The 21,442-nt window shown below is 36.6% G+C and carries 18 protein-coding genes; 3 read left to right on the top strand and 15 right to left on the bottom strand.

From position 1 onward, the window contains the following. Window positions 1–479 precede the first annotated feature (479 nt). A complete protein-coding gene (locus NiCM35_RS03905) occupies window positions 480–1,772 on the bottom strand; it encodes an MFS transporter (RefSeq protein ID WP_249879517.1) in 1,293 nt (430 codons plus the stop codon). Between the two features lie 120 nt (window positions 1,773–1,892). Between NiCM35_RS03905 and NiCM35_RS03900 the strand changes: the two genes are divergently transcribed. Beyond that, window positions 1,893–3,137, top strand: coding sequence for a helix-turn-helix domain-containing protein (locus NiCM35_RS03900; RefSeq protein ID WP_095334062.1), 1,245 nt, complete (start codon window positions 1,893–1,895; stop codon window positions 3,135–3,137). Between the two features lie 60 nt (window positions 3,138–3,197). On the opposite strand, the gene NiCM35_RS03895 is transcribed toward NiCM35_RS03900, so the two are convergent. The 9 genes from NiCM35_RS03895 to NiCM35_RS03855 form a co-directional block, all read right to left on the bottom strand. Further along, window positions 3,198–4,046 carry a glycerophosphodiester phosphodiesterase gene (locus NiCM35_RS03895; protein WP_433778690.1) on the bottom strand — a complete coding sequence of 283 codons (849 nt, stop codon included), beginning with the start codon at window positions 4,044–4,046 and terminating at the stop codon, window positions 3,198–3,200. Further along, window positions 4,039–4,800 carry a glycerophosphodiester phosphodiesterase gene (locus NiCM35_RS03890; RefSeq protein WP_433778689.1) on the bottom strand — a complete coding sequence of 254 codons (762 nt, stop codon included), beginning with the start codon at window positions 4,798–4,800 and terminating at the stop codon, window positions 4,039–4,041. The genes NiCM35_RS03895 and NiCM35_RS03890 overlap by 8 nt, the downstream gene beginning before the upstream one ends. A 75-nt stretch (window positions 4,801–4,875) precedes the next feature. After that, window positions 4,876–6,213, bottom strand: a complete 1,338-nt coding sequence (locus NiCM35_RS03885) for an ABC transporter substrate-binding protein (protein ID WP_123257352.1) — start codon at window positions 6,211–6,213, stop codon at window positions 4,876–4,878. A gap of 47 nt (window positions 6,214–6,260) precedes the next feature. Next, window positions 6,261–7,079 (bottom strand): carbohydrate ABC transporter permease, encoded by an 819-nt coding sequence (locus tag NiCM35_RS03880; RefSeq protein WP_095334070.1) that lies wholly within the window; start codon window positions 7,077–7,079, stop codon window positions 6,261–6,263. Beyond that, window positions 7,076–8,014, bottom strand: coding sequence for a carbohydrate ABC transporter permease (locus NiCM35_RS03875; RefSeq protein WP_095334072.1), 939 nt, complete (start codon window positions 8,012–8,014; stop codon window positions 7,076–7,078). Before NiCM35_RS03875 ends, NiCM35_RS03880 begins: the two co-directional genes overlap by 4 nt. Beyond that, a complete protein-coding gene (locus NiCM35_RS03870; protein ID WP_433778686.1) occupies window positions 8,011–9,123 on the bottom strand; it encodes an ABC transporter ATP-binding protein in 1,113 nt (370 codons plus the stop codon). Before NiCM35_RS03870 ends, NiCM35_RS03875 begins: the two co-directional genes overlap by 4 nt. Window positions 9,124–9,387: 264 nt before the next feature. Beyond that, a complete protein-coding gene (locus tag NiCM35_RS03865; protein WP_095334074.1) occupies window positions 9,388–9,867 on the bottom strand; it encodes a pyridoxamine 5'-phosphate oxidase family protein in 480 nt (159 codons plus the stop codon). Between the two features lie 85 nt (window positions 9,868–9,952). Further along, the gene (locus NiCM35_RS03860; RefSeq protein WP_123257351.1) at window positions 9,953–10,630 is read right to left on the bottom strand and encodes a DUF554 domain-containing protein; all 678 of its coding nucleotides are present in this window, start codon (window positions 10,628–10,630) and stop codon (window positions 9,953–9,955) included. A 77-nt stretch (window positions 10,631–10,707) separates the two neighbouring features. Further along, entirely contained in the window at window positions 10,708–11,976 is a 1,269-nt protein-coding gene (locus tag NiCM35_RS03855; protein ID WP_433778685.1) for an APC family permease, read from the bottom strand. Window positions 11,977–12,104: 128 nt separating this feature from the next. On the opposite strand from NiCM35_RS03855, the gene NiCM35_RS03850 reads away from it, so the two are divergent. Beyond that, window positions 12,105–13,001, top strand: a complete 897-nt coding sequence (locus NiCM35_RS03850; protein ID WP_095334080.1) for a LysR family transcriptional regulator — start codon at window positions 12,105–12,107, stop codon at window positions 12,999–13,001. 29 nt (window positions 13,002–13,030) lie between these two features. On the opposite strand, the gene NiCM35_RS03845 is transcribed toward NiCM35_RS03850, so the two are convergent. The 5 genes from NiCM35_RS03845 to NiCM35_RS03825 all read right to left on the bottom strand — a co-directional run bounded on the left by NiCM35_RS03845 (window position 13,031) and on the right by NiCM35_RS03825 (window position 20,302). Continuing rightward, the gene (locus NiCM35_RS03845) at window positions 13,031–13,543 is read right to left on the bottom strand and encodes a DoxX family protein (protein WP_095334082.1); all 513 of its coding nucleotides are present in this window, start codon (window positions 13,541–13,543) and stop codon (window positions 13,031–13,033) included. 617 nt (window positions 13,544–14,160) lie between these two features. Then, the gene (locus NiCM35_RS03840; protein ID WP_433778683.1) at window positions 14,161–15,729 is read right to left on the bottom strand and encodes a glycoside hydrolase family 43 protein; all 1,569 of its coding nucleotides are present in this window, start codon (window positions 15,727–15,729) and stop codon (window positions 14,161–14,163) included. Window positions 15,730–15,844: 115 nt separating this feature from the next. Then, the gene (locus tag NiCM35_RS03835; RefSeq protein WP_370999845.1) at window positions 15,845–17,239 is read right to left on the bottom strand and encodes an MFS transporter; all 1,395 of its coding nucleotides are present in this window, start codon (window positions 17,237–17,239) and stop codon (window positions 15,845–15,847) included. Between the two features lie 92 nt (window positions 17,240–17,331). Further along, on the bottom strand, window positions 17,332–19,320 hold the full coding sequence (locus NiCM35_RS03830) for a YjhG/YagF family D-xylonate dehydratase (RefSeq protein ID WP_095332321.1): 1,989 nt from the start codon (window positions 19,318–19,320) through the stop codon (window positions 17,332–17,334). Between the two features lie 73 nt (window positions 19,321–19,393). Continuing rightward, a complete protein-coding gene (locus tag NiCM35_RS03825; RefSeq protein WP_433778682.1) occupies window positions 19,394–20,302 on the bottom strand; it encodes a dihydrodipicolinate synthase family protein in 909 nt (302 codons plus the stop codon). A gap of 244 nt (window positions 20,303–20,546) precedes the next feature. Between NiCM35_RS03825 and NiCM35_RS03820 the strand changes: the two genes are divergently transcribed. Then, window positions 20,547–21,314 carry an IclR family transcriptional regulator gene (locus NiCM35_RS03820; RefSeq protein ID WP_095332317.1) on the top strand — a complete coding sequence of 256 codons (768 nt, stop codon included), beginning with the start codon at window positions 20,547–20,549 and terminating at the stop codon, window positions 21,312–21,314. The last annotated feature ends 128 nt before the right edge of the window (window positions 21,315–21,442 follow it).

Raw genomic sequence — 21,442 nt, 5'->3', positions numbered from 1 at the left:
CAAGCCTGTGGGGTCTTAGGCTTTGCTCTACTTCCCGCAGGAGTTGAGTGTCCTCCGCTCCATTTCACTCCGTTTTTAAAGATTATTTAGTTCCAGCATTTTTTTCAAAAGAAAATAAAACGGAGCAGACTGAATACACGGAGACTCCTATGGGAGCTGCGAGAAAGTCCAAGACCCCGCAGGAACGTAGTGACGAGGAGGCTTGGCGCTCGCCCCATGGAAAGCGCAGTGTATTCAGTCTGCGTGCGATTACCACAAAACTTCTTTCTTAAAATAAATAAAAAAACCAAACAATTATACGAATTTTTTTTAGTGTGTACGTATAATTGTTCGGGATTAAATTTAATTGAAATACTTATGTCCCAGTCTCTTTAGAATAAAGATTTTGATTTTTAGATGCAGCTTTTTTATCTGCTCCGGAAAACCATGGTTCATCCCAGATATTTTGAGTACGGAAACTGTAGAAATTTGCTTCATTATTATACAGAAGTTGCTCTATGTTTGGTTACCGGAACTGTATCCCCTGATTCTGCTGCCTTTTCCATCACAGATGGCCTTGCAAGGATGAATACAGATATAATCAATAAGGCACCAGCTATTAAGAGAATCCATTGCGCAGGAACATAATCATATAACACACCAAAGATAAGTGTTCCTACCGGCATCATTCCCATTGCAAATGTCTCTAATATAGTAAAAACCCTTCCTTTATATTCATTCGCAATCTTCTTTTGCATTAATACCATTATTGGGATATTAACCAGTATATTAACAGATCCAAATAAAAACATTAGCATTAAGTAAAAGATAAATATAGAGGCTGCCGACATCGGAATGAAGATTGGAATAGCTGCAGCTGCCATTAATATTCCTAGCGCTATAATTCCCAATTTACTTACTTGGAAGGGTTGTTTAAATTCCTTTCCTAATGAAAGATAAATAGAAAGCAATAAAGTACCAACCGCAAAAGCACCTTCCACCATTCCAAATTGGACAGATGGCATATGGAGTTTTGTATTCACTACATAAGGAAAACCAATATTAAAAGCAGTAAAAATAAAATTGACGATAAGACTAATACTAATCATAGCTACTAATAGCGGTTGATTCTTAACATAAACTAATCCTGCCTTCAAACTCCTCCAAACCGTTTCCTGTTGTTCTGCCTTTTCTTTTTCCTTTTCAAACAATGTAAAATTCATTGTGGAATCAAGTACAACAGCAATCAACGAGGCAATCAGAAAAATAGTTAAAAAAACAGACATGGAGACAAGACCGAATAATATTCCACCGATAGCAGGACTGGCAATTTGCGCAATAGAAACAGCAATTTGATTCATGGAAGACGCTTTTTGAATGCGGCTTTCATCCACTAATCCTGTTAAAGAAGAAGTAAAAGCATTGCTCGCAAACATCGAGGTTATAGATAAAATACAAGATGTTGTATAAATAGCAGGTAGAGATAATCCCATCGTTACACTATAAAGCAGCAATCCACCAATAGATACGGTAGAGGCTGTCTGCGCTGTAATCGCAATATGTTTACGAGGATACCTATCAATAATAGACCCAGCAAAAGGTGCTACAACTGTCCGCGGCAAAATATTGCATAACATATTTACGGCAAAACTCATCGACGAGCCAGTTAAATGCAAAATATATAAACTAATTGCAAATGTATAAATTTGTGACCCAGCTGTGGCAATTAATTTACTACTGACGAATGTCCATAAATGGTAGGTGGCCCTCTTTTCTAACGAATATTCTTTCACCAAAACATCGTCCTTCCTTTAAAAGTTTAATTAAATTAAACAAATCATATCACACCAAAACTTTCCTTTCAAGGAAAAGTTTAATATAATTAAACTATCGAAAGAAGGAGTTGTACGATTATGTTAGGCGAACGCATTCGCACATTACGAAAACAAAAAAAAATGACCCTTGAGGCATTAGCTGGCGATAGATTAACCAAAGGCATGCTTAGTCAAATTGAGAATAATAAAGCGCGCCCTTCTATGGAGAGTTTGGAATATATTGCGGGAAGACTAGGCGTTGATATATCAGAGTTATTAGAAAAGGTAAGTATTGTTGAATTAAGAAAAGTATTAGAGGAAGCAGAAAAGATACATGAAGAATTTCGTATTTATTTTAAACACTCTGAGGAAACCATAGAACAATGCTCCAAACTGACCGCCTTAATTGAGCCCTATATCTCTAATTTGAATGAAAGCTATGAATCAGCTCGCTTATTGGAAATTTATAGCCGCAGTCTATTTTGTCTGAATAAAAAGGAATGGGCATTATATTGTGATAAAGCAGCATTAATTTATGATTCGCTTAATCTTACTGCTAATCGGGCAAACATTGCATTCTTCAGAGGAATAAACTTTTATTTGGAACACCGCTATCAAGACGCTTTACAATGTTATTTGGAAGAACGACATCATATTGAAACAACTCATATAAAGATAGATCCTATGACTAAAGTCACTATGGATTATCATATCGCTGCCTTATATTCAGCAATCGGAGACATAAAAGCAACTTCAGAAGCAGTGGAAAGCGCATTGGAATACTCGAGAAAAGAAAAACTCTACTACAAAATAGACGATATCTATAAGCTTGCTACAGTGGTTGCCTTGCTAGTGGGAGATGAAGAAAAATTTCATTACTACTTAAAAAAACTAAAGCAATATGGTGAATTTGTAGAAGATAAAATTTTTGAAGAACTCTGTGATGTAATTTATGTGGAATACTTACTGCATGTAAAGGGAGAATACCATCAAGCAATGCCTATCATTGATCAATATTTAACTTTTGACGAAAACACTCAAAAAGGAAGCGGTGATAATTGGAATATGCTTCAAAAGGGAAAAGCGATGTACTATGTAAAAGTATATAAAGAAGCACTCGACATTTTAAGAACAATTTATATACCTAAACATATTAACCATCCTGTTGACCAAGCTATTTATTATACCAAAGATATATTTATTGCTCTTTGTTATAAGGAACTTAATAATATCGATAAAGCACGAGAACATGCAAAAATTGCTTATGACTGCTATTTACCGCTGCCTGACTCTATATTTAAAACTCTGTGTAACGAAACATATAAAAACATTTGTTTAAGCTAACTATGCAATATAAACAGGGAAAATGGGCGTGAATTAATTCTTCACCCCCATTTTCCCTGTTTATATTGCTAAAATCTCTTTCGTAAAATGAATAAAGTCGGTGAAATAGCCATCCACTCCAAATTCGTGAACTCGTTCTTGTTCCACTTTTTGCGTTTTCTTATTCGTAAAATAGACATGTACCTCTTTTTCCTTTTTATGTAATTCGTCTACCACCTCTTTTGTAATATCTGTAGACTCTATGCCGATGATAGGAAAATCAACCGTACTAGCTTTTTCTAGGGAAAAAGAGCCTTTGCGAAAAAGAAGCGCTAATTCAGTATCTGGTGCCATTTCTTTGATTTTCAATAAACTCTCCTCTGAAAAGGATTGAATCGTCACCAAATTTTTGTCTAAAAGCCCATACTCCTTTAATAGGTTAATTAGCTTTTCCTCCATTGCTAGTTTTCCATCAACCAGCCTTGTCTCAATATAGTACTTTTGTGTATCTTGAAAAGTTTCGATTATTTCCTTTAATGTGGGGATTTTTTCCTTTATCTCTTTCCTAGTATCCGATTCGATTGTTTGAAACGCTCTTAGTTCTTCTAATGTGTAATCAGAAACCTTCCCTGTGCCATTTGTAGTCCGATCGATTGTGTCATCATGCATGGCAACTAACTCGCCATCCTTTGTCATTCTTAAATCCATTTCTAATGAATCCACACCAGATTGAGCTGCTATTTGATAGGCAGTAATGGTACTCTCGTTGTACCATTCATTTGCCCCTCTATGTGCGATCACCCTTGGAGTTTCTTCGTGTTCTGTCACAGATGGACTGACCATCGTTTGTACTGACTGATTATTTCCGCAGGCAGAAAGGAAGACAATTAAAATCAGCAAAAGGATGCTTCTATTTAAAAATTTACTCAACAGAAACAGCCCTTTCTTGTCTAATCGCTATGGCCACTTCTGGATAATCAGTAATAATAGATTCTACTTCGGCTTCGATAAGATTAGTTAACTCTTCCTTTTTATTTACAGTCCATACTCTTACATGCTTTCTTAATTCCTGCCAATCTTTTAAGTTATCAATCACCATTTCTTTATGGAGATGCAAAGCCTCTAATTCCAAGCTTTTTATATAATCGAGAGGGTTGGAAATGACTTGATTTAATAACCACGCAATCGAAGCAGATGGATCCAGTCCTTTTATTCTTAATAAAGTCGGCAAATGAAAAGAAGAATAAACAACCTTCCGCCCATTTCCAAATTCGTTCACAAGTGCTAGAGCCTTTTCTTCAATTCCTTCATATGCAAATGTATAAGTTTTAAGTTCAATATTTAATTCGATATCGTATGGAGCAAGCAACTGTAATACCTCTTTTAATGTAGGCACTTTTTCTGCGATCCAGCTTTCTTCATAATCAGGAAGGGAGGAAAATTTACTTCCCGCACTAAATTGTTTAAGCTCTTCTAGTGTATAGGATTTTACAACCCCAGTTCCGTCGGTTGTGCGATTTAAAAATTCATCATGAATAACAACTACTTCCCCATCCTTTGTCAGGTGGATATCTAATTCAATTCCATCTACTCCTTGTAGTATCGCTTGTTGAAAACTAAGAAGCGTATTTTCAGGAAATCGGCCTTTTGCGCCTCTATGTCCGTATACTTTGGTTTGATTCATGCTTCCTCTCTCCTTTGTTAATGGCAAAGAAACAGACTAACTAGTATAAAATTAATCTGTTTCCTAAACGATCTATTATTTTCTAGCCCGATTCGCCTTTTCAATTGCTTCATTAAATTGTTTTACCATATTGCTATACGTCTCCTCGATATCGCCACCGTTATAAACTGTCTCAAGTGCTGTTTCGCTAATGCGACGTCCTTCTGGAATCATATCCATTAAAGCACCTTGTGTAGCATAAGAAGACTTAGTAGATTGCAATTGCTCCACTGTAACTTTCAATTGTGGCATTTTCTCATATGCTTCTGTTACAACTTGTTCACTATAAGCATCTGGATTAATTGCAAAATATCCTGTGCCAACATGCCATTTTGCCTGAACTTCTTTTGTTTGTAAGTACTTCATAAATTCCCAGGCTGCTTTTTTCTCCTCCTCACTCTTATCTTTCATCATCCACAGACTTGCTCCACCTATAACTACACCTTGTCTTTCTACAGCTTCTGGATGGGGAATAAAAGCCACACCTACATCAAAAGACGCATTATCAATGACGTCTCTTGCGCTAGCAGACGATTGCATAAACATTGCTACATCTCCTGCAAGGAATCCAGCTACCATGTTGTCACCATTCGTGCCATAGTTAGCAAAGGTTTTGTCATCAATCATTCGTTTAACCCATTGAAAAACCGACTTTCCTTGTTCATCCGTAAAGCCAATTTCTGTTGGTGTGTCTGTTCGTCCATTCTCATTATTCATTAATAATGCTCCTTGGTTAGCTAATAATTGCTCATATAACCAACCATACGCTTGGAGGGCAAATCCTTTCATTTTTGGATTTGCTTTTGCTATCGCTTTTCCAGCTTCTTCTACTTCCTCAAATGTTGCGGGAGCTTTCTCGGGATCTAAACCTGCTGCTTTAAAAGCATCCTTGTTGTAATACATAACTGGTGTAGAAGAGTTAAATGGCATCGAATAAAAAGTATCATTAATTTTATAGTAGTTTGTGATATTTTCTTCTAAACCGCTCATATCATAACCATCTTCATCAATGAGTGTCTGAATCGGTTCCACAAAACCACTATTGATCATCGATTTTGTGCCGATTTCAAAAACCTGCATCATCGTTGGCGCACTTTCTGTCCCTGCAACTGTATGGAATTTTGTTAATGCTTCATCATATGTACCTTGATATTCTGCCTTGATTTTCACCTTATCCTGTGAACTGTTATATTCCTCTACAATACTATTCAATGCTTCTTGAGCTGCTCCGCCCATAGAATGCCAGAATGTAACGGTAGTTGGCCCCACCTGTTTTTCACCACTAGTAGATGATTCTGCATTATTGCTGCAGCCTACCATAAATAAAACGATTGATAGCATGAATATACTGAATAACTGCTTTGTTTTCTTCATTTTCCTTTCACTCCCCAAATATCAGTTAGTTAAATACCGTGAAAAAATTATTTTAAAGCTCCTTCCGTTAATCCCTTCTGAAGCTTTTTCTGCCCTAAAAATAATAGGATTAATGTTGGCAGAACAACAATTATTGCTCCTGCCATAATAACGCCCCATTCATTTAACTGTTCCTGTGATTGAAGCTGCCTTAACCCTATTTGAACAGTACGTACACTATCATTTGTTGTCGCCAGTAGGGGCCAGAGATACATATTCCAAGATGTAACAAACCCATACACGCCTAGTGTAATCAAACTTGTTTTCGCCATTGGCAGAACAACCGTTAAATAAAATTTAAGATCCCCAATTCCCGCAATTTCACTTGCTTCCTTAAGTTCTTTGGGAATTTGTTTAAAATTTTGCCGTAAGAGAAACGTACCAAAGGCTGTTGCAAAAAACGGAATGGTTAAACCATTATAATGATCCAGCCAGTTTAGATTTCTTATCGTTTGAAAGTTTGGGATGATAGATGCTTCAAATGGCACCATCATGGTTGCAATAAAGATAAAGAAGATTAAATCTCTCCCTTTAAACTCTAAAAAAACAAATGCATAAGCAGCTAAACTAGCAAGTATTAATTGTCCGAGCATGATAACAAGGGAAACGATGAAACTATTTAATAAATATTGCATTAAAGGAAAGCGTTCAAACACTTTTATATAATTGTCCAATGTTAATCCGGTTGGAATTATTTTTCCCGTCATAATATCCTGTGAAGACATAAAGCTCATTAGAAAAGCGATTATAGCTGGCGAAAAAATGAGCAGTGCCGAAACGATTAAGAGAATGTAAAAGATAGTTTTTTTATGAATTGGCAATGTCACTGATAATGGACCTTCCTTTCCCCAAGCTTAAATTGAATAATGGTGAGAACCAAAATGATGACAAAAAGAATAATTGCTTGTGCACTTGCTGTTCCATACTGGTAATTCATAAATGCCTCTTGGTAGATAGAATAAACGATTAAATTCGTTTCGTTTTGCGGTCCACCTCTTGTTAACATATCTACTTGACCGAATGTTTGAAAGGCATTTATTAATGTTACAGTCAGGACAAAAAATAAAGTGGGAGAAAGCATCGGAATCGTAATCCGTCTTAATTTATAAAAGTAGCCGGCTCCGTCTATATCAGCACTTTCATAGAGATAAGAATCAATCGATTGAAGTCCTCCTAATAAAATTAAGAAGGTAAATCCGACATTCATCCAAATGGTAGAAACAGATACAGAAAAAAGTGCCCAATTAGGATCGGTCAGCCAGCCAATTGGCTCTATTCCAAATGTTGTTATAATACGGTTCAGCCACCCAATTGTCGGATGAAATAAGAACATCCAAAATACAGATGCTGCCGCAACTGAAATCCCCATGGAAGAGGAAAACACGGTTCGGAAAACACCAATTCCACGTAACTTTTCATTGGCAAGAATCGCTAGAAATAAGCTGACGATAATCGTTCCTGGAACTGTGTATAAAGCAAAAAACAAGGTTGACTTTAAACTTTGCAGGAAAATAGCAGATTTGAAAATTTCCAAGTAATTTTCCAGCCCTACAAAGACTGTTGGGTCACCTCGATTATCCGTTAAGAAAAAACTTAAAAAGATAGTTCTTCCTAATGGATAAAATAAGAAAACACTAAATAAGAGAATAGAAGGTAATAGAAATAGCATTCCTTTCAGCCAATACTGTAAATGTTGCTTCTTTTTTTCTTTTATAAAATCAATGGAAGGTTCCACTTCCTGCCGATATACAACCTCACTCATAGTCCAACAACCTCTTGTTCTTTGACTGCAATTGCTGGTCTAATCAATGCTCCTGATTCAGGATCAAAAAAGCAAATATTTTTAGAGGACAACTGAACTGGTACATGATCTCCTGCCTGAATCCGCCATTGCCCTAACCATTTAGCCGTCCAAAGCTCATTACCCACTTCAAAGGTTAACAGTGTTTCATTTCCTAGCTGCTCTACATTGAGTACCTCTAAAGTGTGCGTCTTCTCTTCTGGAGCTGCTGGCAAAATATGTTCCGCTCTTATCCCCATCGTTAAATTTGGATAGGATAATAGTGGTAGAATTTCTTCTTTATCCATGCTAATTTGCAAACCACTCTCCAACACTAATTTATAATCAATTAAATTCCCTTTACTTAAATTAATCTTCGGAGAACCAATAAAAGATGCAACAAACAAATTGGCTGGTTGATTATATAAAGTAATCGGTTCGCCTACCTGTTGGATTTTCCCATCATTTAAAACCATGATTCGATCCCCCATTGTCATTGCTTCTACTTGATCATGGGTTACATAAATCATCGTTAAGCCGAGCTTCTTTTGTAAACGGCGGATTTCTATTCTCATGTGGGCGCGGAGCTTTGCATCTAAATTTGAAAGTGGCTCATCCATTAAACAAATTGGCGCTTCACTGACAACAGATCTAGCAAGAGCTACCCGCTGCCTTTGACCGCCAGATAATTCCTTCGGCTTACGTTTTAATAGATCCGTTAATCCCATCATCTCAGCTGTTTCCTGTAGTCTTTTTTGCTGTTCTAACTTGTCTATTTTTTTGGCACGTAAACCAAAGAGAATATTTTGTTCAACCGTTAAGTGTGGGTATAAGGCATAATTTTGAAAGACCATAGATAAATTGCGTTCCTTTGGAGGCAGGTGATTGACAATCTTATTATTCATCTTCAAGACGCCCCCAGAAATTTCTTCAAGACCCGCAATCATTCGTAATAATGTACTTTTCCCAGATCCTGATGGACCAACTAGCACAAAAAATTCCCCTTCTTCTATGGAAAGACTTATCTGATCAATTACCGATTTTTGTCTATCGTATGATTTTGAAATGTCCTTCAATTCTACTGCAATCACTAACAAACCCCTCCCCAATTGAATTACATCCCTATTTAACCATATAAATTTAACGAAATAGCCAAATTTACCAATCATTAACAAACACCTAATAGTCCTTTGACAAACTTCAAGTTCGCTTTACACTCTTCATATTTTTTTAATTTTCTCTCCTAATTAACTCTTTGGAGATACTCTTGATTTCTATTTACCTCTCATCAGAACAGGCCCCTAATTTTCTCCACATAAAAAAAGCTCAGAAGTTCTCTGAGCTTTTTTGAATTCTTATAATTCAATTGTTTCGTTAATGTCTGTGTTTTCCGCTTCTTTGCCTGCTAGTCTTTTATAAAAATAGACAATGTTTTTTGTAAAGCTAGTATCCCAATATTCTGCTGCTTCTGCCTTTATTTTAATCAAAACAACATTCGGATCGTCGTAAGACGTTTTCATGATTTTTTCGTAGGCCTTACTCCATAATTCTTTTTTCTTGGCGATGTCCTCTACAATTTCCGCTCTACCTCTTATCGAGACATAGGATTTACCTGCATAAGAGATATTCACTTCATTTTCATGTAAAATTTCTTCATACTTATCGGTGTCTTTCTTTGTTATAAACCATAAATCACCATCAAACTCTACTTCTTGCGTTTTCATTGGACGGGAGACTAGCCCTTCTTCTGAAATAGTTGTCAACATGGCTGTATCGACATCTTTAATCAGATCTCTTAACGTTTCAAGTTCTTCTTGTTTCATTGTATTATCCATCGTAATCACCTCTTGAACTGTTTTAAAAGTATATTACCCTTATTAAAAACTTTTAATCAAAAGTGATTAGACATAAGTTCCTTGTTTAAAAGAGCTTTAGAATTATAAACCAAATTGCTGGTATGAACAGAGCCGGCAATAGATTTAATGTCTTGAAATTTTTAACTCCTAGTATGCTAAGTCCTGAACTTAGGATAAGAATTCCACCAATAATCGATATTTCTGCTAATAAATCTGGCGTTAAAAAGTTTGCCAGCAAGCCTGCTGTTACGTAAAAAAAGCCTTGCCACACAAATAAAACGAGAGCTGAAACAGCAATTCCTAATCCAAAGGTCGATGCTAGAACAATCGATGTTACGCCATCTAAAATAGCATTTGTAAATAGATAGGTATGATTCCCCCTTAACGCACTCTCAATTGGTCCTAAAATGGATAAAGTCCCTGCACAAAAAAGTAAAATCGCAGTCGATAATCCCTCTGCCAAATTTCCCTTTGAGAATTTGCCTACAACTCGTTTAAAAGCATTTTCAATATCTAACCTTTCGCCAATCAAACCACCAATAGCTAGACTGACTATAAACAGAACAGGATATTTACTGTCTGGCATGTATTGAACAATGGAATGGATTCCCAGTGCAGTTGCAGCAAGTCCCATTGCCTGCATTAAAATATCCTGATACTCCTCTTTAATTCCCTTTTTCAAAAAACTGCCTATCATGCACCCTGCTAAAATCATAAAACAGTTAAATAATGTTCCAATCAATTTCTTTTTCTCCTTGGCTTAAATTTAATGAATAGCATACGATCACTCACTATATAAGCCATTTTATCTTATCTTGCCTACATTTTGGTCATTTTTTTATCGTACATCACTCTTTTCTTGCCGGTTAGTTCTCTCTTGTGCCATCCGCTAAATAATCCAGTTAAAACAAGGATAATGACTAATGCAACAATGGATGACCGTAAAAGCAATATGGCAAACAAGATACTTAACATTATAGCCATTCCTTTTAACAATGGTTTTTTCAATAACTTAATTGCTGCACAAAGACCAATTAGAGCATTAGCAATGAAAAAGGCATTTGCAAGGCTAACAAGTTGTTCTACTGTCACTAATTTTAATAAGACTAAAAAGGCAAACAAAAGATGGATAAATACAAGCAAACCAATTGCTTTATATGGTGCTCCATTAGAGAACTTTTTAGTTAGAAAATGGAGAGAGGAAATAGGTTTTGATAACGATGCTATTAGTCTTGCTACTCCACCAACAACCATTAAATGTGTTGTTATACAAAGTCCTGTTGCGACGATTGCCAATAAGCCAATAGACAGCTGTCCAAATAATGGATACATAATCCCCGTTAAACGAATAGTAAACGTGCCTGTATATGTTGTCCACTGAACAGCAGCAGAAAGGACTAAATTAACAACCAAAATGACAGCCGCACTAAAAAAGATCGCTCTCCGAATGGTTGTTTTTGGATTTTTCACCTCACTAGAATAATTCCCAACAATCTCCCAGCCGACTATTGTCCAAAAAAGCAATAAGAGACTATAACCAAAGGAAGAAAAATGAAATACAGGAAAATCCCAAGTATCAGAAGGATGGTTTATTAAAGAAAATACACTTCCACTGACTAATATCAATACGGCAAATGTGGAGATGATAAAAGACAATTTCCCAAGAAAATTAAGACGAAATAACAGTATCAACCCGTTCATGATGAGTAAAATAAACGCAATCCATTCTACTTTGATCTTGCCTGGAAATAGCCAAGTTTGAATATATTCAGCTGCTGTCATCATCACTGCAACTGGTCCCATCAAAGCAGCAATCATAAGAAAAACAGATGAAAGATTTTTTATTTTTGCTCCAAATGCCTTTTCCATGGCATTACCAAGCCCTTCTTCCCCTGGAAACTGTATCATTAACTCTCCGCAGACATAAGCAAAACATATGCCAATGATGGACATAATGAACCATGCAAAGATCGCATAGTTTCCGATATTTTCATAAATAATAGTTGGCAATAAAATAATTCCTGATCCTAGGAGTGGTCCAATAATTAACCCACTTAAAGTCAAGGAACCAATTTTTCTTTGATTCATTCTTTTTTCCCCATTCCTGATGTTTTTTAATTATTTCTCCTTTCCTATTGTATTTGCCTTTTATCATTCAGTAAAATAGATATATACGATAAATAATATCGATTATACCGATAACAGGAGGATACTATATGGAAATACGCCATTTACAAACGTTTAAAGCCATTGTGGAAGCTGGTGGTTTTGCTAAGGCGGCTACTCAGCTTGGCTATGCACAATCCTCGATTACTTCCCATATACAAGCATTAGAGATGGAACTAGAAGGCCCACTTTTTGATCGTCTCGGCAAATCCATTGCGTTAACAGAGCTGGGCAAATCATTTCTTCCTTATGCAAATGAAATGCTGCGCCTGCATAAGGGAGCAAAAGAACTACATCAATCTTCAAGTATGAAAAAAGGAAAAATAACGATTGGGGCTTCAGAATCATTAACTGTTTACCGTCTTCCTACTATCATTCAGGCATATAAAGAGAAATTTCCGGATGTTCATTTATCTGTTCGAATGGGGACATGTGAGGAACTGCAGCATTTAGTAGAGATTGGCGATTTAGATATCGCCTTACTTCTTAATCTAGAATTCAAGAAGAATCCGTCCTTAGAAACCATTAAAATGTTAGACGAAAATATGAGTATCATTTCTTCCCCTAGTCATATGCAGCCTAATTCTATTCTTTATTCGGAAAGCAACTGCCCCTATCGGACCATTTTTGATAAATTTATAGCGGAAGAAAATATTACACCAACTTCTTTTCATGAGTTTTGGAGCATTGAGGCAATTAAGCAATGTGTACAATGTGGGTTGGGACTTGCGCTTGTGCCGGAAATTACCATTCAAAATGAATTAAAGGATGGACGATTATCTGCACGGCGTTTAGATAAGAAACATGGGCAAGTCGCTTCCTTTCTTTTTTACCATAAAAGCAGATGGGTTTCTCCAATCGTCCATTATTTTATCGAAGAAGCAAAAGCTTATTTTAAACAAGAAGAAGAAAAAAGAACTGCATATGTAAAAGAAGCCAGCTACTAATTGTAACTGGCTTCCCTTTTTTAAACTTCTTAAGCAACGGCTGCTTCTTTTTTATGTTTATTTTTTCTATTATTTATTTGATTTTTGATATATGGCATTGCATAGCGGTCAAGACCAAATTTACCAGCGTTAGCCCCTGCCACGATTACGAAAATGGCTAGTAAGATCATTTGTCCGTTTGTGCTTACTGTTCCACTAAACAAGAATGCGAAGTTCATGACCATTCCCATTAAAGTTGCAAAGCTTGTGAATAAACCGAGAATTAATGCAATTCCTACTAATAATTCTCCCCATTGAACTAAGAAAGTGAATATATCTGCATTCGGCAGTGCTACATGTTCTAGAAATGTTGCCCACCATCCTTGTACCGCTGGGTGTTCACCTGTGCTGCTTGCGATCGCCCCTTGTAAAAATCCACTTGCGTCAAAGGCACCACTTGTTAATTTTTCATATCCTGCATGGATAAATTGATAACCAAGATAAATTCGGATGAAAGCTAATATTCCTGCGACTACTTTATTATTTCTTAATAAATCTAACATTTTCTCCATCTCCTTAAAATGATTAATTATTAGTTTGTTCATTGATTCACATTTACTTCTACAAGATCTTGTTTGTTTCTTACTACACTTATATAATAACACTATTTCCACTATCGAAAAGTATATTGTGATGTATTTCACATTTAGTTCACAAAGTTATGGCAAAGTTGTGAACTAAGTTCATAAATATCACTATCTATGGGGAAAAATAATTAATTATACCTTTTCCTATCACATCAAGATGAGGGTGGGACAAAAGAATTTTACATAAAGAAAAAGCCAAACTATAATACAATAAAACATCGTAATAGTTTGGGTTTTTCTTTTCGCTGATTTATCCTTTTTATAGCTAAAAAACAAGTTCGTTCCATTGCGCTCCAGTCACTCGCTTTCCGCGGGGAGGAAGCTGAGCCTCCTCACTGCGCTGCGGGGTCTCAGCCTTTCCTCTATTTCCCGCAGGAGTCGAGTGTCTTCCGCTCCATTTCACTAATCTTATAAAATGGGGCGAGAAACAAAAATAGATTCTTTTTATCATTCGTCTAATTCAACAAATGATTATTCAGCTTTAAGAATAGCCTTTTTAGTTTTGTCTCAGCCCCATCTTGTGATATTCTGTTTTACAACTCATCATACTTAAAGTATGAAAAATAACTTGGTTTCTTTTGCCCGCTTAAATCTTGTGTACATATCCCAACAAAGGTCCCAGTGAAGCGTATATAATCTGCATCATCGTCTGATAAATGACTAATATCGATTTTACTGCCAATATTCTTCCATTCATCTTCTTCTGCATAAGCAAATTGTAGCCATTGCTGATCAACTTGTGCTTTTACCTTAACCTCCCCTTTAGATTTTAAAGGTATATCTTGATCGAGTAATTCATCATAAACTCCATGCTTGGATTCAATGATTCCGATACATTTTCCTAACGTTTCATGTGTTGTAATTCGGAGGTACACATAATCATCTGTATCATAATAAAAAATTAATCCCGCCATTTGTTGAAAGTTTTCGGGTGTATATTCAACTGCTGTTTCTACTTCCACCGTGAAACTCTCTAGTCTGCGTGCTAACAGGCTTTGATGATGAAGGGAGCTCATCGATTCTCCACCCTTTAATGTCAAATAACCTGGTCGTTCTGTTAGTGAAATCCAATCCTCCATGAATATTCTTCTTAATGAGTTCCAGTATTTTTTTAAGGAATGACCTTGGAAATCATCAAAGTTGCTCTCTTGTTCAAATGGATGTAATTGTAAGTCCGGTCCCTCTACAATAGTTGATGGATTTGGTCCTCCTTCAACACGCAGCCAATCATCTTCTGTCCAATAGCATTTTTGGATAGCAGTTTCTCTCCCTAATATACATTTTTTATCGACAACCGGTCTTCCACATAAATGTGCCATATACCACTCACCATTTTGAGTTTCCACCAAGCTTCCATGACCCGCCTTTTGCAGCTGGTCTTTTTTGCTCTCATCTGATGTCAAGATTGGATTGGTTGGATCTATTTCATATGGACCAAATAAAGAAGTTGACCTTGCTACTGTAACCGCATGGGTATACCAAGTTCCTCCTTCTGCTGTTACTAAATAATAATAGCCATTCCGCTTATATATATGAGGTGCCTCTGTTAACCCTATCTCTGAGCCCTTAAAAATATTTTGTACCGGTCCCACTAGCCTTTTTTCTTCTACAGAATATTCTTGCAGGGCGATTCCTGCAAAAGAATTAGTTCCTTTACGAAAATCCCAAATCATATTGACTAACCATTTTCTCCCATCCTCATCATGAAACAAGGAAGGATCAAATCCACTACTATTAAGATAAATCGGCTCAGACCAAGGCCCTTCTATATTTTCAGCTGTCACTAAATAGTTATGTGTATCCTTAAAAGCTCCCATTCTACTTTTTACATCTGTATAGATTAAAAAAAACATCCCTTCTGAATAACTTAAACAGGGCGCCCAAACCCCTCCTGAATTGACATTTCCAATCATATTTAATTGAGATTCTCTTGTTAATGGATATGTTAGCAATCTCCAATTAATCATGTCTTTAGAATGATATATTTGTATGCCTGGAAACCATTCAAAAGTAGAGACCGCTATATAATAGTCATCTCCAACTCGTAAAATAGAAGGATCAGGATGATAGCCTGGCAAGACTGGATTGATTATTTTACTCATTTCATAACCCCTTTTCTTAACATTGGTAAATTCTAAGGTAATTTAGGAAAGGAATCTACAAAACTAGTACATTCCCAATAGCTTCAACTATTGCTATAACATAAATTGTTAGAAATTAGTTTGCGCTTCTAGCTTTTAGATCACTAATAATACGAGGATAGATTTTATCTAAACGATAGAATAGCATGAGGATAATTAAGAAAACAGTAATTGCCATTGGAATGTAAATAAACAAGGATTGAATAGAAAGCAATGCTGCACTCGATTGCGTGCCTCCGCCGCCAACATATCCACCAATGAATAATACCCATCCTATAATAGCAGTGCCTAATCCACTACCGATTTTGATACCCATGCTTCCGCCGCTATATACCATACCTTCATTTCGAATACCTGTTTTCCACTCCCCATACTCGATCGTGTCACCTAGCATCGCAAACATACTTCCATTAATCGGCGCCTTACCGATCCCTCGAATTATCGTACCGGCTACAATTAATGCTATATTAGTGATGTCAATTAACATAATTAGATAACCGATTAACGTAATTACTTCCCCAACAATAATGGCATTCCTTTTACCAAACCTTTTCGTAATTGGTGCTACAATTACCATTCCTAAAAGGATAAATACTGTATAAGCTGTTGTTACAAGTCCAACTAGAAGGGTGTCATCTAAAATATACTGAGCAAAATAAATGACTGCTCCAGAATTTAAGGCATTAAAAATATAGGTCATAAAGATAAATGTCGTCACAAGTGCCCAATACTTATTTTTCCCAAGCGTTCTTATACTATCTTTTAGCTTTACGGGATTTTGCTGTTGTTCCTTGCTAGCAGGCTTAACTCTTTCAGTGGTTGATTTGAAACAAAAGTAGAAAAGACTACTACCAATCGATCCAAAGATAAGGAAAGTTACAATCCATCCAAATTGGCCTCCTCCAAAGATATTTGCAAGTGGAAGGGTCAAATTACTAACTATAAGTGATCCTATTAACGCAAAACTCATACGAAATACATTTAAAATAGATCTTTGGTATTGATTTTGTGTAATTAAGGAGTTTAAGGTTCCATACGGTACATTTAAGCCAGTATAGACCAAACAAACTAAATTATAGGTAATTGTAATATAAACAACTTGCCAAACAGTGCTTACATCCGGAACGGTAAACAGTAATACAGCTGAGATTGCAAAAGGAATCGCAAGCCATAATAGCCAAGGTCTTGCCTTACCATGCTTTGATTTCGTCTTATCTATGACGTAACCCATCAATATATCTGTTATCCCATCAAAAATCCGGGAAAACAACATGATGGATCCTATAATCCCTGCTGCAATGCCAATGATATCTGTAAAATAATACACAATAAAAATGCTCATTGCTTGCCAGATAAAATTACTAGCTAAGTCACCCGAACCATACCCTAATCTTTCCATTAAACTTATCTTTTCACCAGCTGGTGCACTTTGTGCCGGAGTAACCTCTTCCCTTTGTAAATTGGTCGACATCTTAATCCTCCATCCATAACTTTGTTTACGCTTACAATTAATTCAAACTTACAACGACAATCAGAGCTATCTTCTACTAAGATACTGTGTCACTATCTTATGAAAGAACCTTCTTCTTTCGCTAACGCCTTCTTCCCTGCTTCCAATACTTCAATAATTCGGTCAACATCATACACACTGCCTCTCCATGTCCCGCCACTAACCGCTTGCAGTGCCGCCCAAAGCCTTGTATCATCTGGCAAATTAGGATCTGGTTTAAGGTCTGGATGCGCTTCTCTTGCTTTTAAAACGGATGTTGCCTCTTCTTTTGACAATCGCTGATCTTCTGTGCCAATAAAATCAACTGTTCCTATCAAGTTTTCACAATCAACCATAATATCGATTAAATCTCCATTTCGCAGCCTTCCAATCGGTCCATCGCTCAATGCTTCCGGACCGATATGACCGATGCAGGCTCCAGTTGAGACACCTGAAAAACGTGCGTCCGTAATTAAGGATACATATTTGCCAAAAGGTAAATATTTCAAAGCAGACGTTAATTGATAGGTTTCTTCCATTCCGGTTCCAGATGGACCTCCTCCCATTACAACCATTACATCTCCTGCTTTTATTCCCCCAGTTTTTATTGCAGTAATAGCCGCTTTCTCCGATGTAAATACCTTCGCTGTTCCTGTATGTCTATAGATTCCATCTTCTCCTACTACAGTGCGATCAATTGAAGTTGATTTAATAACAGATCCTTCTGGTGCAATATTCCCTTTTGGAAAGGTGATCGTGGAAGTAAGCCCTCTTGCTTTTGCTGTAGCAGGATCCATAATTACTTGCTCAGGGTTGACACCATCTGCTTCTAATAAACGTTTCCTTAATTGCGTTCTTCTTTCGGATTTTTCCCACCAATCTAAGTTCTCTCCTAAAGTATGACCAGTAACAGTTAGGACATCTTCATGTAAAAGCCCTAATTTTCGTAAATGAAGCATTACTTCTGGTACACCACCAGCAAGAAAAACACGAACTGTTGGATGATGATCTGGTCCGTTAGGTAAAACACTTACTAGACGTGGAGTTTTGCGATTTATTCTTGCCCAATCATCTACTGTGGGTATTTTACATTTGGCAGCATGTGCAAGAGCTGGAATATGTAATAAAAGATTGGTTGAACCACCAAAAGCCGCATGAAGAACCATTGCATTCTCGATAGCTTTATCTGTAATAATGTCCTTTGTTTTAATTTGATTCTTTTCCATTTCTAAAACAGCTCTTGCTGACTGCCTTGCCATTTCTGCCCAAATCTTTTGTCCAGAAGGAGCAAGTGCTGAATGAGTGACTGCTATGCCTAGTGCTTCCGCAATTACTTGCGATGTTGCAGCAGTACCAAGGAATTGACAGCCTCCTCCTGGTGTAGCACATGCCACGCAGCCAAGCTCTGCCGCTTCCTTCAAACTAATCTCTTTATTGGCAAATCGTGCGCCAATTGTTTGGATTTTCCCTGCATCCTCCCCAATTGCTGGAGGCAGCGTAACACCACCAGGCACAATAATAGTTGGCAAATCATGCATAGAACTAAGCGCAATCATCATGGCAGGTAATCCTTTATCACATGTTGCAACGCCTATTACTGCTTCTCTAGTAGGCAATGAACGAATTAAACGCCGATAAACAATTGCAGCATCATTTCGATAAGGAAAAGAATCAAACATTCCTAATGTTCCTTGCGAACGACCGTCACAAGGATCACTAACAAAACCCGCAAAGGGAACACCTTTATGGTTTCGAATTTCTTCTGCTGCCTCTGCCATGAGGATATCAACTTCCCAATGTCCTGTGTGGTACCCTAGCGCGATTGGCTCACCATTATGATCTCTTATACCACCTTTTGTACCTAGAATCAGGACTTCTGTTCCTAATAAATCTTTCGGTTTCCATCCCATCCCTACATTTTGGCTAAGTCCGAATAAATCCCCGCTCGGCGAATCCTCCAGCATTTGTGCAGTAAGTGGTAGCGTTCCAGTTGGCCCCTTTGCATTCGTTTTTACTTCATAAAGAGATTTATTCTCGTTTTCAAATATAAATGGTAATGTCATCCTATCACCCTCCAATATCTGTTTGTTTAGTAAACAAATAATCATTTCAAAAAAAGGAATATATCTTCTTCTCTTATAATAAATTTGCCTGTTTTAAAATTTCCTTAACTTGCTGCTTCTTCTCTTCATTAAGGACTTTAGCAGGAGGCAACACCTCTGTTGTAATATTCAAACCACATAATTTCGTTGCTTCCTTCACTACATTTACAAACGGACTATCTATTTTATATAGTTGTGGCAATATAGCTAATTGTTTCTGCAAAGAAACTGCTTTTTCTATATCTCCTGCTAAGAAGGAGTTATACAGACCAACTGATAGTTGTGGTGCAAAATTTGCACTAGCTGATATTGCGCCATCTCCTCCAAGCAGTAGCGTATTAAATAAATGGTCATCAAACCCACAAAAAACAGAAAAATCAGGGTTAATCATTTTTACCTTATCATTCATTTCACGAATATGTCCGATCGAATCAATCGTTTCTTTAATACCAACTATATTTTGATGATTTAGAACAAGCTCTATCACGAAATCAGGTGTTAAATCCTGCCCTGTAAGAGTTGGAAAATTATAGAGTAAAACTGGCAGCTTAACAGACTTTGCTATGTCACTAAAGTAAGTATATAAATTCTCTTTGGTTAAATTCCAATAATAGGGATTAATAGCAACAATTCCATCTGCGCCTATTTGTTCCGCATGCTGACCAAGCAGAATTGCCTCCCTTGTATTCGTGCTGCCAATTCCAATTAAGACAGGAACTCTTTTTGCAACATACTTAACAGCAAATTCAGCAATCCTCTTTCTCTCCTTTACAAACATTTGCGAAAATTCTCCACCAGTACCTAAAAAGAATAAGCCATTTACTTTTTCCTCAATTAGTTTATCAATTAATAACGCCATTTCGCCTTCTTTCAGATTACCATCTTTATCAAGAATGCTTGACACTGGCGGAATAATACCTCTAAAGCGATTCAGCTCGGTCATTTCTTCTTATCTCTCCTTTTAGTTTTACATTATAAAACTCAATGCTATTATTTAGTCTGTGTGAATTGATTATAACATACAGCTTCTAAAAGTAAACACTTACATTTTGTTGATTTTGAATATTTTCTAATTTGCAAATATAGATTGCTATTTTGAAATGGCTGTATTAATGTAAAAGTACACTATAATGTTTGTTATCCTAGGAAATAGTTAAATATTATAAAACAAAAATGGAGAAGATATTATGCCAATCATTCAATCTGTGGAACGTGCACTTCAAATATTAGATTTATTTAACGATCACACCGTAGAATTAAAGATTACGGAAATCAGCGAACAAATGGGGCTTCATAAAAGTACAGTACATTCTTTATTAAAGACTTTGCAGCAATCTCGCTATATTGATCAAAATTCAGAAAATGGAAAATATCGATTAGGCTTAAAGCTCGTTGAAAGAGGGAATTTAGTTATCAATACTTTAAACATCAGGCAAATAGCTAATAAATATCTCGTTGAGTTAGCACTAAAGACGGGCCAAACATGCCATCTAGGTATTCTTGATGGGAATGCAGGTGTATACATTGACAAGGAAGAAGGGGCTAATTCTGTTATACGGTACTCTCGGATTGGGAGAAGAATTCCCCTCCATTGTACAGCAATCGGAAAATTATTGTTATCGTATCAACCTCCAGATATAATTCATTCACTACTAGATAACTATCTGTTTACACAAGCAACAAACCGGACTATCACCAAGAAAGAAGATTTCCTTATGGAATTAGAAAAAGTGCGTTATAACGAGTATGCTGTGGATAATCAAGAAAATGAACTAGGTGTCCGCTGTATCGCGGTACCAATTTTAAATCAACATGGACAAATACTAGCAGCGCTTAGTATCTCAACATTAGTTTCTTCCGTAAGTGATGATCTCCTTAATGACTATTTACAGCTATTGAAAACAACGGGAAAAGAATTATCGGAAAAAATGCGATATGGAATTACAATGAAATAAGAGACAGGCATTTTTGCCTGTCTCTTCAGACTGTAGACAAACTCCCGTTTTTTGAAATAGAAGTTTTAAGTAAAGTATATTTATTAATCACTTTGAATCGGGTGTTACTTTCCGTGGAGCTTCGGCAT

The organism is Niallia sp. M35 (assembly GCF_050971705.1).
Taxonomy (GTDB): Bacteria; Bacillota; Bacilli; order Bacillales; family Cytobacillaceae; genus Niallia; species Niallia circulans_A.
The sequence above is the reverse complement of the archived record's forward strand: the minus strand, read 5'-3'. Positions and strand labels throughout refer to the sequence as shown.

Bases quoted from the DNA above. Each gene is read 5' to 3' on its own strand.
- NiCM35_RS03900 (WP_095334062.1), top strand. From the start codon at position 1,893: ATGTTAGGCGAACGCATTCGCACATTACGAAAACAAAAAAAAATGACC.
- NiCM35_RS03890 (WP_433778689.1), bottom strand. From the start codon at position 4,800: ATGAATCAAACCAAAGTATACGGACATAGAGGCGCAAAAGGCCGATTT.
- NiCM35_RS03885 (WP_123257352.1), bottom strand. From the start codon at position 6,213: ATGAAGAAAACAAAGCAGTTATTCAGTATATTCATGCTATCAATCGTT.
- NiCM35_RS03875 (WP_095334072.1), bottom strand. From the start codon at position 8,014: ATGAGTGAGGTTGTATATCGGCAGGAAGTGGAACCTTCCATTGATTTT.
- NiCM35_RS03865 (WP_095334074.1), bottom strand. From the start codon at position 9,867: ATGGATAATACAATGAAACAAGAAGAACTTGAAACGTTAAGAGATCTG.
- NiCM35_RS03855 (WP_433778685.1), bottom strand. From the start codon at position 11,976: ATGAATCAAAGAAAAATTGGTTCCTTGACTTTAAGTGGGTTAATTATT.
- NiCM35_RS03850 (WP_095334080.1), top strand. From the start codon at position 12,105: ATGGAAATACGCCATTTACAAACGTTTAAAGCCATTGTGGAAGCTGGT.
- NiCM35_RS03845 (WP_095334082.1), bottom strand. From the start codon at position 13,543: ATGTTAGATTTATTAAGAAATAATAAAGTAGTCGCAGGAATATTAGCT.
- NiCM35_RS03840 (WP_433778683.1), bottom strand. From the start codon at position 15,729: ATGAGTAAAATAATCAATCCAGTCTTGCCAGGCTATCATCCTGATCCT.
- NiCM35_RS03835 (WP_370999845.1), bottom strand. From the start codon at position 17,239: ATGTCGACCAATTTACAAAGGGAAGAGGTTACTCCGGCACAAAGTGCA.
- NiCM35_RS03830 (WP_095332321.1), bottom strand. From the start codon at position 19,320: ATGACATTACCATTTATATTTGAAAACGAGAATAAATCTCTTTATGAA.
- NiCM35_RS03825 (WP_433778682.1), bottom strand. From the start codon at position 20,302: ATGACCGAGCTGAATCGCTTTAGAGGTATTATTCCGCCAGTGTCAAGC.
- NiCM35_RS03820 (WP_095332317.1), top strand. From the start codon at position 20,547: ATGCCAATCATTCAATCTGTGGAACGTGCACTTCAAATATTAGATTTA.